General features: G+C 42.9%; 11 protein-coding genes. 7 read left to right on the plus strand and 4 right to left on the minus strand.

Translation table 11 applies throughout. The annotated features are described in order from the left end of the window. Positions 1-145 precede the first annotated feature (145 nt). On the plus strand, positions 146-1,099 hold the full coding sequence (locus tag FHS86_RS03545) for a carbamate kinase (RefSeq protein WP_429411208.1): 954 nt from the start codon (positions 146-148) through the stop codon (positions 1,097-1,099). 36 nt (positions 1,100-1,135) lie between these two features. Further along, complete coding sequence (argF, locus tag FHS86_RS03550; protein WP_429411210.1) at positions 1,136-2,128, plus strand: ornithine carbamoyltransferase; 993 nt, start codon at positions 1,136-1,138, stop codon at positions 2,126-2,128. 62 nt (positions 2,129-2,190) lie between these two features. On the opposite strand, the gene FHS86_RS03555 is transcribed toward argF, so the two are convergent. Both FHS86_RS03555 and FHS86_RS03560 read right to left on the minus strand, forming a co-directional pair. Then, the gene (locus tag FHS86_RS03555) at positions 2,191-2,910 is read right to left on the minus strand and encodes a head GIN domain-containing protein (RefSeq protein ID WP_429411212.1); all 720 of its coding nucleotides are present in this window, start codon (positions 2,908-2,910) and stop codon (positions 2,191-2,193) included. A 101-nt stretch (positions 2,911-3,011) separates the two neighbouring features. Further along, entirely contained in the window at positions 3,012-3,632 is a 621-nt protein-coding gene (locus FHS86_RS03560; protein ID WP_429411214.1) for a hypothetical protein, read from the minus strand. A gap of 154 nt (positions 3,633-3,786) precedes the next feature. Between FHS86_RS03560 and FHS86_RS03565 the strand changes: the two genes are divergently transcribed. From FHS86_RS03565 to FHS86_RS03580, 4 genes are all read left to right on the plus strand, one after another. Continuing rightward, complete coding sequence (locus FHS86_RS03565; RefSeq protein ID WP_429411216.1) at positions 3,787-4,944, plus strand: iron-containing alcohol dehydrogenase; 1,158 nt, start codon at positions 3,787-3,789, stop codon at positions 4,942-4,944. 168 nt (positions 4,945-5,112) lie between these two features. Beyond that, entirely contained in the window at positions 5,113-7,311 is a 2,199-nt protein-coding gene (locus FHS86_RS03570; RefSeq protein ID WP_429411218.1) for a RelA/SpoT family protein, read from the plus strand. 165 nt (positions 7,312-7,476) lie between these two features. Continuing rightward, positions 7,477-7,755 (plus strand): tetratricopeptide repeat protein, encoded by a 279-nt coding sequence (locus FHS86_RS03575; RefSeq protein ID WP_429411220.1) that lies wholly within the window; start codon positions 7,477-7,479, stop codon positions 7,753-7,755. Between the two features lie 132 nt (positions 7,756-7,887). Continuing rightward, positions 7,888-8,697 carry a tetratricopeptide repeat protein gene (locus tag FHS86_RS03580; RefSeq protein ID WP_429411222.1) on the plus strand — a complete coding sequence of 270 codons (810 nt, stop codon included), beginning with the start codon at positions 7,888-7,890 and terminating at the stop codon, positions 8,695-8,697. Positions 8,698-8,744: 47 nt separating this feature from the next. On the opposite strand, the gene FHS86_RS03585 is transcribed toward FHS86_RS03580, so the two are convergent. Then, positions 8,745-9,494 (minus strand): porin family protein, encoded by a 750-nt coding sequence (locus FHS86_RS03585; RefSeq protein WP_429411224.1) that lies wholly within the window; start codon positions 9,492-9,494, stop codon positions 8,745-8,747. A gap of 147 nt (positions 9,495-9,641) precedes the next feature. Between FHS86_RS03585 and FHS86_RS03590 the strand changes: the two genes are divergently transcribed. Continuing rightward, positions 9,642-10,874 carry a nucleoside recognition domain-containing protein gene (locus FHS86_RS03590; protein WP_429411226.1) on the plus strand — a complete coding sequence of 411 codons (1,233 nt, stop codon included), beginning with the start codon at positions 9,642-9,644 and terminating at the stop codon, positions 10,872-10,874. Here FHS86_RS03590 and FHS86_RS03595 read toward each other — a convergent pair. Further along, positions 10,871-12,880, minus strand: a complete 2,010-nt coding sequence (locus tag FHS86_RS03595; RefSeq protein ID WP_429411228.1) for a DUF4954 family protein — start codon at positions 12,878-12,880, stop codon at positions 10,871-10,873. The two genes, FHS86_RS03590 and FHS86_RS03595, sit on opposite strands and share 4 nt — an antisense overlap. Positions 12,881-12,896: the final 16 nt, after the last annotated feature.

A 12,896-nucleotide genomic window follows, 5' to 3' on the forward strand; every position in this document is an offset into this window, starting at 1 on the left:
TCTGTTTAAACGGAATGAATGGACTGCCAGTCGATGTTTGTGTATTTTAAAGTGTTTAATGGAGCGCCGCTGATGAACACGAAAAATATCAGTTTTTTTGCATTTTCATTATCGTAAGTTAGTCGCAAATACGAAACGAACAAATATGACTAAACTGGCAGTTGTTGCCCTTGGCGGAAATGCCCTGCTAAGAGGTGATGAAATGGGATCGATCGAACAGCAGGAAGCCAATACCAACGAAACCATCGAAAATCTGGTGCATTTGCTGCGCGATGGTTACAACCTGGTGATAACGCACGGGAATGGTCCTCAGGTTGGAAATATCTTAATGCGTAATGATGCAGGTGAACAGGTTTACGGCATAGTGCAAATGCCCTTGAATGTTTGTGTTGCTGATTCTCAAGGAGGGATTGGCTACATGATTGAACGCATGATGCGAAATGTGCTGAACAAATATGGCATTCAACGCGAAATTGTAACCATGGTGTCGATGGTGCTCGTCGATCCTGACGATCCCGCCTTTTCGAATCCTTCGAAACGGATAGGGAAAATTTATTCGAAGAGCGAAGCCGATGCCTTAAGTAAAGACAAAGGCTGGATGTTTAAACCAACGGCCAAAAAGGATGGTGCCTACCGGCGTGTGGTTCCATCGCCGGCTCCTGGCAGTGTAATGAACTGGCCCATCATTAAACAGCTGGTCGATCAGGGAGTGATCGTAATTGCTGCCGGTGGAGGTGGTATTCCTGTCTATTACGACGAAGAAAACAATGTGAGAACCGTGAATGGCGTAATCGATAAGGATTTGGCTTCTTCCGTTCTGGCAACACAAATTGGTGCCAATGAATTATACATACTCACCGACGTTCCTTTTATTTATAAGGATTATGGACAGCCGGAACAGGAAAAACTGGAATTTCTCGATTACAAGGATACCGTGAAGTACCTGAACGATGGTACTTTTGGTGAAGGGAGTATGGAGCCCAAAATAAGGGCCGCATTGCGTTTTATCGAAAATGGCGGCGAGAAAAGCGTCATCACTGAAGCGCGGAAGCTCGAAGATAAATCGTTTGGGTCGAAAATTACAATGAACTACGATTAGTTTTTTGCAGTGAAAATAACCAATAAGACAAATACAATGAAACTGAAAAATGAACACTTTCTGAAACTGCTCGATTACAGCCAGGATGAAATAGCTTATCTGCTGGAACTTTCGCATCGGCTAAAAAAGGAAAAATACGAGGGGACAGAAATACAACAGCTAAAGGGAAAGAACATTGCCCTCATTTTTGAAAAGACCTCGACCCGTACACGTTGTGCATTCGAGGTGGCTGCTTTCGATCAGGGGGCACATGTAACTTATCTGGGGCCCTCGGGCTCACAAATTGGTCATAAGGAAAGTATGAAAGATACTGCCCGGGTGCTTGGCCGCATGTACGATGCCATTGAGTACCGTGGTTTTGCTCAGACGGTGGTGGAAGAACTGGCCCAATTTGCAGGGGTGCCGGTTTTTAATGGCTTAACCAACGAATTTCATCCAACACAGATACTGGCCGATTTTATGACCATGCAGGAACATTGCGATAAGCCCCTTGAGCAGATTAGCTTTTGTTATGTAGGTGATGCCCGCAATAACATGGGCAATTCGCTGATGGTAGGTGCTGCCAGGATGGGAATGGATTTCAGGGCATGTGCGCCCGAAGAATTTCAGCCCGATGCTGCTTTGGTAAAACAGTGCAGGGAACTTGCTGCTGAAAGTGGAGCTAAAATTTTGCTCAGCGAAAACAGAGAAGAAGCGGTAGCAGGCTGCGATTTTATTTATACCGATGTTTGGGTGTCGATGGGAGAAGCAGACAGTGTTTGGGATGAACGCATTAAGAAGTTACTGCCATACCAGGTGAACAAGGCGCTCCTTGAGCTTAGCGGCAATCCTGAAGTGAAATTTCTTCACTGTCTGCCTGCTTTTCACGATGTGGAAACCAGGGTGGGAAAAGAACTGTACGAGAAATACGGACTCGACGGGCTTGAAGTGAGCAACGAAGTTTTCGAAAGCAAACATTCCATTGTATTCGATCAGGCCGAAAACCGAATGCACACCATTAAGGCAGTGATGGTGGCCCTGTTAGGCTGATACAAATTAAGTCAATAAAAAAGAAAGGTGCATCGTGCCGTTTGCCGGCGATGCACCTTGTTTTATTTCTTATACACCATGCCAATTCCGCTTACCTGCTTGTTAATGACCGGATTGCCGCGATAGGCAATTTTTCCCAGCCCTTCAACGGTAGCATCGAGTTGTTCGGTTGCATAAACCGAAGCATTGCCTACTCCGGCTACCTTGCAGCGTGCAATTCTTGATTTTAGCTGATCGGCATCAATATTTCCCGCTCCTTCGGTGGTGGCATGAAATTCGTCTGTAACCCCTTCAAATTCCATGTTAACGCCTCCTTCACAGCGGGCTCTCAGCGTGTTGGCTGTTAGTTTCATGTCGATGTGTGCTCCTCCTTCAACCAGAATTTCAAGATCTTCCACCTCGATGTAGCCGTCGGTGGTCAGAAAAACGCCGCCTTCAATTTTAAGCAGTTCAAGCTGGTCGATGGTGATGTTGAGCTTTACCTCCTCGGTGGTGATGGTGGTGGAACGGGTTTTTACATTTAAGGTCTCATTCTCAACCCAAACCTCAATTTTCTTCTGATTTTCCTCCGATGCTTCCATTTTAAAAGCTGGTGTGCTGTCCTGGGCAATGCTTACGTTGTATGCACCCTGAAGCCGTATTTTATTGAAAGAACTTACCTCATAGCTTCGTTCTTCAAACGCTTCGTTGTAGCGTTTGATGCTTGAAGTGCACGAGCTCAGGAGGGATGCAATTAAAATTCCCAGAAGTACCCATATCGAATTTAATCTGTAAGTGCCCATAGTGATTGTTTAAAATTAAAGCAGTAGTAAAAGTAGCATTTCGTGCATGTATATAACAGTGTAAATCGATGAATGACCTTTTGGTATCGGTAAAGCGGTGTCTAATCTTCTTCCTGATTATCCGGTTTTAAATACGAAGTAAGTTTATTGAGATAGAAACTGGTGTACAATAATACCAAAACAACGATTGCGATTGCCACAGCATCCATGGTATTTTGATTTCCATTGGTGCTAAGATAATAGACGGCATATCCGATTACCGGAACATTAAGGGCCAGTAAAAGATGAGCAATAAACGGACTGATATTTTTTTCAAGCTGATAAATCAGGAAAATAATGATTAGTGTGGTTAAAAGGGTAGCAATGCCGGGTACAAAATTTCCACGAAACAAAGCAAAAACACCATAAATCAGCGGTATGAGCGCAATTCCGTAGTAGGTTCTGCAAAGACTTTTAAATAAGGCCAGTGTGTGGGTTTTACTTGTACCTAAAGGAAAAAGTGACCACGTTTGAACCGGGATCGGGAGAAATTCGTCCTTGTCAAGATCATCGATTGTTTGTATGATGCCTCTTTTTAATGCTTCTTTAATGGCAGCCTTAAAGGCATGTGGCTGATAATGATTTCGGTAGCGAATGATGTTAATGATTTCTTCGTCTGAAACCTCACGTAAACGGTACTCAAAAGAATTTCCGTTGTCGTTATTTCTGGTATCTGAATCCATTTTTTGTAAATTTACAAACGTTATTGTTAGGTACAATACCAAATAATACAGAAATAAATATTTCAGATTTGAAGGTAAATTGTACTTTTAATCCCTGAATTAATTCATTGTTTGAAGTTAAACCTTTTCATTTTACACAAAAGTAAAAATTGTTATGAACAACTTTGTCTTTTACAACCACACAAAAGTTTTGTTCGGTAAAGGGCAAATCAGTCTGTTGACTGATGAAATTCCTGAAGACTCGAAAATTTTGTTGATTTACGGAGGTGGAAGTATTAAAAACAATGGCATTTACGATCAGGTGATCGATGCCATCGATGGTTTTGAATATTATGAATTTTCCGGGATTGAGCCTAACCCCAGTTATGAAAAGTGCATGAAAGCACTTGAACTGATAGAAGAAGAAAGCATTGATTTTCTTCTTGCAGTTGGAGGCGGATCAGTGGTCGATGCTGCCAAATTTATTGCAGCAGCTGCCTTATACGAAGGGGAAGAACCCTGGGATATACTGGCTCACAATGAAGAGGTTTTTGAAGCCCTTCCCATTGGCGTGGTATTAACACTGCCGGCTACCGGCTCGGAGATGAACGGTAATTCGGTCATCACACGCAACGAGTACAAGCTGAAACTGGCTTTTAGTTCGCCCGAAGTTTTGCCGCTTTTTTCGGTACTCGATCCAGAGGTTGTTTTTTCATTACCCAAACAGCAGATTGGTAATGGAGTAGTCGATGCTTTTGTGCATGTGATTGAACAGTATCTTACCTATCCGATTAACGGTAAGTTGCAGGATCGTATGGCAGAATCAATTTTGCTTACCCTGATTGAGGAAGGCCCTAAGGTTTATGCTGATCCTGAAGATTATGATGCTGCGGCCAATTTTATGTGGTGTGCAACCATGGCGCTCAACGGATTAATAGGAATGGGAGTTCCGCAGGACTGGTCAACCCACAATATCGGGCACGAAATAACAGCCTTACATGGTGTTGATCATGCACGTACACTCGCCATTGTTTTGCCTGGTGTGATGAGGGTAATGAAGGAGTCGAAACGCGAAAAAATACTTCAGTATGCCGAACGCATATGGGGTATTAGTGGCACCGACGATGAAACAATTATCGGAAAGGCCATTAGTAAAACCCAGGAATTCTTCGAGCAAATGGGACTTAAAACCCGTTTAAGCGATTACAATATTCCGGTAACCTCAATCGATGAAATCGTCGAACGAATGGAGTCGAGAGGAGATGTGAATATTGGCGAGCATAAGCTGGTAGGCCCCGACGAAATCAGAAAAATACTGGAAAACAGATTTTAATACCAGTTAAAATAGTAAGCGTATCCGGTAAAGAAAGTTCTGATTTTATTCAGGACTTTTTTGTTCATACCGTTTTTGCTTTTTGAAGGCAAATGATGAATTTGTAGGAATCCGGGGATTAGCTGACTGTGGTTTTAATAGCCCGATTGAAAGTTAAAGTGATAGATTATGAGTGAATTACAACTAAAATTTGAGGAACGCCTTGTTGCCCTGCTCAGTGAATGCAGCAAAAGCAATGTGGCAATCGATCCTGAAAAAGTAAGCGAAGCGGCGAAAGCAGCTTTCGAAATACTGGGTGATGCCTCCTGGGAATCGGGTGAGCCCATTGTTTTTCATTCAATTGAGGTAGCACGCATTGTAGTTAGTGAGCTGGGAATTGGTACCGATTCGGTTGTGGCAGCCTTGTTGCACAATGTATTTGAAAGCAGCAACGAAAAAGACGAGCTGATTGCTCAGCTTCCTGCCCGTTTTGGAGAGCAGGTATTTGTGCTGCTCGATGGTTTGTTTAAAATCAATTCCATCGATACGGTTACTATCTCGGTACATTCCGAAAATTTTCGCCGTTTGATGCTTACCTTATCGGGCGACTTGCGGGTGGTGCTTATTAAAATCGCCGACCGCCTGGTCGATATGCGTAATCTTGAAGGACTGCCTTCCGATTTGCAGCAAAAATATGCTACCGAAACCTCTTATTTGTATGCTCCGTTGGCTCACCGAATGGGCATTTACAATATCAAATCGGAGCTGGAGGATTTATCGCTCAAGTACCTGCGCCCCGACGATTACAGCCGGATTGTAAGAAAACTGGAAGAAACAACCGAAGAAAGGAGAAAATTTGTTTCCGAATTTGTAAAACCAATCGAGTATAAACTGAAACAGAAAAACTTCAGTTTTGAAATGAAGGCCCGTACCAAATCGATTTTTTCGATCTGGAATAAGATGAAAAAATCGAAGGTGAGTTTTGAAGAAGTGTTCGATTTGTTTGCCATCAGAGTGATCCTCGATTCGAAGCCCGAAAATGAAAAGTCGGATTGCTGGCAGGTGTATTCCATCGTAACCGATGAATACCAACCCAATACCGAGCGCATGCGCGACTGGATTTCAATTCCCAAATCGAATGGCTACGAATCGCTTCATACCACGGTAATGGGACCTCATGGTCGTTGGGTCGAAGTGCAGATCAGAACGGTACGAATGGATGAGGTGGCTGAAAAAGGAATGGCGGCCCACTGGAAATACAAGGGCGGGCAGGGCAACAAGGACCTCGACAGCTGGCTGGCCAATATCAGGGAAATACTCGAGAATCCCGATGGTGATCCCAACATCCTGCTCGACGAGTTTAAAACCAATATTTACGAGGACGAGCTTTTTGTATTTACGCCCAGGGGCGATCTTCGTAAACTGCCTGCCGGATCAACCGTACTCGACTTTGCCTACGACATTCATTCCGATGTGGGGGATCGTTGCGTGGGGGGCCGAATCAATAACCGTAAGGTGACCCTTAAGCACAAACTGAAAAATGGTGATCAGGTAATTATTGATACAGCCAACCATCAACGCCCAAAAATTGACTGGCTCGATATTGTAATTACCTCAAAAGCGAAAAGCCGCATCAAATCGAGTTTGAATGAAGAAAAAAAGCGGGAAGCCGAAAATGGAAAGGAGATTGTAAAACGGAAATTCAAAAACTGGAAAATTGAATTTTCCGATGAACAAGTGCGTGAACTGCTGCTCCAGCTTAAATTTAAATCGGCGCAGGACATGTACTATGCAGTGGCTACCGGCGAAATTGAGGCTTTGCAGTTGAAGGAAATACTGAAGAGCCACGAAGACGAAAGCAGCAATGCCCGTGATGTGCTTTCCGAGTTGATGCCCCGTAAGGTGGTCGACAACCTGGCCTTCGAAAGTAACGACGAGTTTCTGGTAATCGATAACAACCTGAAAAATATCAACTACAAACTGGCACAATGTTGTAACCCCATTTTTGGAGACGCAATCTTTGGCTTTATTACCATTCGTGAAGGAATTAAAATCCATCGTGAAACTTGTCCCAATGCCCGGCAAATGAAGGAAAGATATCCTTATCGTTTTATTAAGGCACGATGGAAAGCCAATAAGCAGAACAACTCTTTTCAGGCAACCATTCATCTTTTGGGCAACGACCGCCAGGGAATTGTTGGCGACATCTCTTATGTTATTGCAAAGGATGTTGGCGTACAAATGAGGTCGATCAACATCGATACCAAAAACGGTAACTTTGAAGGCGTGTTAAGGGTTTATGTGAACAATATTGAGCACCTCGATTTTTTAATTCATAAACTTCAAAGTATTAAGGGCATTCAAAGCGTATCGCGTGGTGATTTTTAATTTTTTAATATTTTCACCAAAAAAATGGAACGGTAATTGAATAAGTTTAGCTGTTGAATGAAAAACCGGTTCTTCGGTTCTTAAACAGATTGAAAATGAGGAGTGAACATTTTAATTGCAAAAACAGTTTATTTTGATGATCACTCTTTTTTGAACTTTGAAAACATGACAGATCAATTAACAATGGCTCGCAGGCACTATGAAAGTGGAGAGCTGGAAGAAGGAATACAAAAGCTGGATGAGTTGTTGTTGGACGATGCAGTGCATGTTGAGGCATTATTGCTGAAAGCACAAATTTTATATCGTCAGCAGCAGTGGGGAACTGCTTTAAATACGCTGAACGAGCTCCTGGAAAAAGCTCCTCAACACCAGGAAGCACTTAATTACCGTCAGATGGTAATGGATATTCTGGGATTTTGGCACAAGGACCATTATAACCCCTAAGCCGAAAAATGCATTTTGTAAAAAATTGTTATTTTAGAACGTTTTTTTTCGTAACTGGTCAAATTGCTTATCTTTGAGAACCTTGGAAAAAAAGCTTAAATATTATTAATCAAAATTTTAAATGAATTTGGTATGAAGAAGGTATTGTTGATATTGTTTATTATTTCAATTGTCTCAACCTCGTTTGCGCAGGAATTGAGTGAAGGATTAAAAGCTAAAAATGATGGAAACGACGCGTACAGAAATAAAGATTATGTAAGCGCCATTGAAAATTGGGAGAAATATTTGAATTCGGGTGAAGAAGGTGCTGCCACCGATGAAAATACAAAAGGCCTGTATGTGAACAGCTTTAAGTACGCGGCCACCGATTTCATGAAAGAGAAGGATTATGCAAAGGCATATCAATATCTTGAAACATATCTTGAAAAAGGCGGAGAAGAAGCAGCCAAGGATGGAAAAATAGCCTACTATATGGCCTATAGTGCCAGCAAAATGGACAAAAATGATTTGGCGCTCAGTCACTATCAAAAAGCGACCGACTTGGGTTATCGTCAGGATGCCTGTTTGTTATACATGGCTGATATTTATAAGAGTGCAGGGAATGAAGAAAAAATGGAAGCCACGCTCAAAACGGCCCTGAAGCAATATCCCGACAGCAAATACCGTTCAAAAATGGTGTCGATGTTAACCATTCCAATGCTTCAGAATGCTGCGGTTCCGTTTAACGAAGCCAATGAACTGGCCAAAGTAGCAGCCAGCAGTGATCCTGCTTCCTATTTAACCAACATGGAAAAAGCTGTTTCAAAATTTAAAGTAGCCATTCCTTTGTTTGAAGAAGTACTTGAATTTGATCCAAAAAACGAACAGGCCTTGACCTACATCAATGCCAGCAAGGACAACATCAAATCGTTTAACGAATACAAGGCCAACCTGAATAACTAATTTTTCAGATAAGACACAGAAAACCCGGTAGCGCATACCGGGTTTTTTTATAAGTTATAAATCAGGCCGATATTAAAATTGAAAGCTTTGAGCGGTACTGCGAGCTGGTAGCGTTCAAATTCTTCATCTACCTTGTTGGTTTTGTCGTTTACAAGGTATTCAACATGTTCATAACGGCTCATGGCCTGATACCATGATGAATTGATTTTCAGTTGCAATCCTTCGCCCATCATAATTCTGAAACCTGCATCGGCCATGAAAGGCACTGAAAATGCCTGTCCCGGTATGTTTTCAGAATAAATGCTTTGCTCCTCATCGGCCAGAACAATTTTCATCGTCTGTGTTGGAACGCTTGTAATATTCAAACCGGTAAAGACTCCGGTTTCAAAATAGAAACGATTGATGATGATGGGATAATTGTATTTTATTCCAAGCAGCGGAGCCGACCATTGCCAGTATCCAATAGAAGTGCTTACAGAGTCGTCGTTGTATGATTCGCCCAATTGGTTTTCGAGCCACTGAACATTGCTTTGTTTGTTCATTGAAGTCATCCCAAAGTAAAACCGACCGGTAAGTGCCAGCCTTCGGGTGAAATAGTAGTCGCCATCAAAACTCAGTGTAAAGCCCGATTCGGCAAACCCTGCATCAAGCAAGCTGTTATCTCTTTTCTGAAATTCTCCAACAGGCAGAATGCTACCCATGGCGATGCCTACTTTGAATTTATCCTGAGAAAAAAGATCATTTGTAAGCAGAAAAACCAGACAGGATAAAATGATTGCAACCTTTAATTTGTACATTGTGTTGTCGATTTCTTTATACAGATAAACGCGATTAACTTGCTTTCGTTGCCCGGTAGCAGGCGTTTTTTTTATCAATACCGAACATTTTATTAGTTTTGGTAAATATATGCAATCCGCCCTTAAGAACAGTAATTTTTCAACTTTATGGTATTAAATTACATCTGGATCTTCTTTTTTGTTGTTGCCTTTGTGGTAGCGCTGATCAAGCTGATTTTTTTTCAGGACTACCAGATTTTTAGTATGCTGGTGCAATCGACTTTCGATTCGGCCAAGATCGGATTTGAGATTTCTCTTGGTCTTACAGGCGTCCTGACCCTGTGGATGGGCATCATGAAAATAGGAGAGAATGGTGGGATTGTGAGGGTCATTTCAAGGGTAATTGGTCCTTTCTTTCAAAAATTATTTCCCGAGCTGGGGAAAGATCATCCGGCTTATGGTTCTATTACCCTGAATATTGCTGCCAACATGCTTAATCTCGATAATGCAGCGACCCCCATGGGCTTAAAGGCCATGAAGGAGATGCAGGAAAGCAATCCGAACAAAAAAACTGCATCGAATGCACAAATCATGTTCATGGTGCTGAATACTTCGGGGTTGACGATCATTCCGGTTTCAATCATGGTTTACAGGGCGCAATATGGCGCCGTGAACCCGACGGATGTGTTTGTCCCGCTTATGATCGCCACTTTTTTTTCAACACTGGCCGGAATTATTTCTGTTTCAATAGCACAAAAAATTAACCTGTTTAACCGAACCGTATTAGCATGGCTTGGGGGAATGACTGCTTTTATTGTGGGCATTATCTGGTACTTTTCGACCTTGAGCCGGGAGATGGTCGAAGTGGTGTCGAATGTATCCAGCGGAATAATTATTTTCAGTGTGATTGTTGGATTTATTCTGATGGCTTGGCGTAAAAAAGTGAATGTTTACGATTCATTTATCGATGGTGCCAAAGATGGTTTCAAAATTGCGGTGAAAATCATTCCTTATCTGGTCGCCATTTTGGTGGCTGTAGGTGTTTTTCGTACTTCGGGAGCCATGGATTACCTGACCGGTGCCATTAAGTGGGCCGTTGCAGCAATGGGGGTGAACACCGATTTCGTTGATGCCTTGCCGGTTGCCATTATGAAACCTTTAAGCGGCAGCGGCGCCCGTGGCCTGATGTTCGACAGTTTTAACACTTTTGGCGTTGACTCGTTTGCAGGGAAACTGGCCGCTACTTTTCAGGGATCAACCGATACTACCTTCTATGTGCTGGCGGTTTATTTTGGATCGGTGGGCATTAAAAGAACCCGTCATGCACTTACATGCGGGCTTATTGCCGATTTTGTCGGTATTGTGGCTGCCATACTGGTGGCCTACCTGTTTTTTCATTAATCGACCTTGTGGGCGCAGCAGTTTCTGATTTCTTCAATGACCTTGTCGCCCAACTGAGATTTTCGTTGGATATGCGATTTGATTTCGGAAACAAAACTGTTGGTCTCAAAACTGCCCCTTACCATTTCGAAATCGGTCAGGCGGGTTTCGTTGTCGCCGTCGATTCCAAAGCCGATCATTGAGCTGAGTTGAAATTCTTTCTTTGCGTCGTTGTAGAGCAACTGGTCAAGCTCAACCACACATTTTTTCCACTGTTGGATCAGCAGGGTGATGTCCTGGGCTTCAATTTCTTCAATTTTCTTGCCCAGTCGCTTTTCAAGCAAGCCTGCCGACCAGTTCCATTCGATGTCGTAATAGGCTTCATGAATGGCTTTCAGCTTCTTCTCGATTGCGCACAGATCGGTAAGCGTTCCGTTTTCAACCTGGTCGAGAATTTTTTTAATTTCATTTTTAGGTGCAATCAGACCGGCCATATCAATCCATTCCCCTTTGCCAGCATCTGAGTCGGCTTGTAAAACAGCCCTGAGTTGCTCTACACTGGTGAAAGTTTTACCATTGATACGGGTTATGACTGAATTGCCGAGAAACTTATCAATTCCGATGTTGTATAGCTTAATGGCACGATGAAGTGAGCTGTTCGATATGGAAGTGTTGTTATAAATGTATTCTTCGGATGTTTCGCCCGAGACGGTCTTCAGATTATTTAGGATGGCAATTGCCTTCACCATTTTTTGAATGGTATAGGGACTCAGCAGGTTGAAATTGATGGGGTCAATTTTATTGGGATCGCTTCGTTTATCACGCCGGGGCCATTTGAGCGCATCCCTGATGGTACCCACACTACGGAAATTAACCGCAGGAGCCAGCCAGGTTTTGTCATCACGTTCGATGAGGTAGGAAAAGGGCATGTCGGAAGTATCGGAATTCTTGTAATGTCGGCCCATAACCAGTGTGAATGGCCCAATTTTGGCCGGCCACAACAGATAGGAATCGGATGTTGTTTTTGATCCGCGTTCAACGATGCCCTGATGAATGGGGCCCAGTTTGTACATGTGGTTGCTCTGGTTCGATCCGGAGCCTGCATTCAGAAACGAATACATGCCGGCAATCAGAAGGGTCGATTTGTGGTGAGTGACGGTAAAAGGTCCGGCAAAAATGGAACAGGCCTCGCCATGAAACCCCTGACAATTGGCAAAGAACACCGAATTGTCGGCTGAGTAATTTTTGCCCAGTTCGCATCCCTGGCCAACATAGCACTTGTTCAGAATGACCCCTTCGCTTACGGTGGTTCCACTTTGAATAATGTAATTTTTCATGATCACATCACTTCCGATATGAATGGGCGCTTTTTCATTACTGATCAACGATCCATTGATCAGAAAACGGGCGCCTTCAATTCTGACATGCTCTCCAATCCAGCTGTTTTTAATAACGCCTGTATTCGAAATGGTACTGTTGCTGCCAATGTAACCACGCTGGTAGGCTTTGCCCTGTGCATATTTTTCAATCAAATGCTCAAGGTGGGCGATGAGCTGAGGCCGGTAGCGGTAAAGTGTCATAATGTAGGCAAGAGGAGCCGATAGCTGATCGAACATCATGATGGCCCGCCCTCCCGATTCATCGAGCACTGCGATTCTTTCGCCATTTCCGAAACTGCTGACTCCTTCGTTGGCAATCAGTTGTACATTATTGATCACTACATTGTCGCCTACATTATAGTTCGAAATGTAATTTTTTACATAGTTGATGTAGCAATCGTTGCCAATGCCACAATTATGAAGGGTTGAATTGTAGATGCCTGTATGACGTTTGATTCCGCCAAAGAGTTTTATTTTTTTTCTGAGTGCACCGATTTTGATTACACCCGAAAAATGAGAGTTGTATACATATTGTGCAGAGAAGTCGTTGGTGACAAAAATATTGCTCCATTCGTCGCAGGTGCACATTTGTTGTTTTAACTGTTCAATTTCGGTATTGGTCAGATTACGAAATTCCATTTCTTCCATATTTTAGTTTTTTGAG

It is taken from the genome of Roseimarinus sediminis (genome assembly GCF_050433125.1).
Taxonomy (GTDB): domain Bacteria; phylum Bacteroidota; class Bacteroidia; order Bacteroidales; family Prolixibacteraceae; genus Roseimarinus; species Roseimarinus sediminis.